1 pseudogene is annotated in these 719 nt (G+C 60.6%); it reads left to right on the top strand.

Features of this window, described 5'->3' with window-relative positions:
• Positions 1-638: pseudogene (locus tag NW837_RS13980) on the top strand (hypothetical protein); the annotation flags it as partial.
• Between the last annotated feature and the right edge of the window lie 81 nt (positions 639-719).

Below are 719 nucleotides of genomic sequence, written 5' to 3' on the forward strand. Positions count from 1 at the left end.
GATATGGCGGTGGTGGGCGAGGCGGCAGCTCCAGCGGGGGGGTCTCCTCCTCCGATCTGACGATCCTGCTGGTGGTGGCCCTGCTGGCCTTCTTCGGGGGATTCGCTATCCGCAACATCTTCGCCGAGTCGGGCGGCTTTGACGATGAGCGCCCCATCCGCGCTGCCAATGTGCCCGCAGCCTTTCGCGATTTTTGCTTTGCCTACAACGGCACTGCCTCCTTTACTGTGGTGCAACTGACCAGCGTTTCTGCTCTGACCATGGCCTCAGTGCCCGTTTACAAGATGGATACTTGCACCATCCCCGTCAGCCAAACGGCCAATGCCCTCCAAGCTTTGGGCATCCGCGGCCGGGCCAACACCTTGGGCCCCCAGCTGGGGGGATCCAACCTCACCCTGATCCAGCTCCCCTTGGCCAGCAGCTTGGCGCGCGCCGTGTACAGCCAGTTTCCTGGCTTGGCCGCTCAGGGCAACGAGGCGCAGGTTTTGTCCCAACTGGAAGCCACCATCAACAACGCCCTGCGCTCCAACATCGAAGGGTTAGCCCTGCAAAGCCTGGAGCCCACCAACATCCCCGACGTCTACGTGATGGTGCCGGGGCACTCCTTTAATTTGCAGCCCCAACTCAACCTGCGCTAACCCTCCTGCAGAGCATGCCTCTAACCCCCAAAACCCTGAACTTTGCTGAATTTACTGAGCTTTAGGCGGTTTGGCAAAAGT

This window comes from Synechococcus sp. R6-10 (assembly GCF_047461815.1).
In the GTDB taxonomy this organism is placed as follows: domain Bacteria; phylum Cyanobacteriota; class Cyanobacteriia; order Thermostichales; family Thermostichaceae; genus Thermostichus.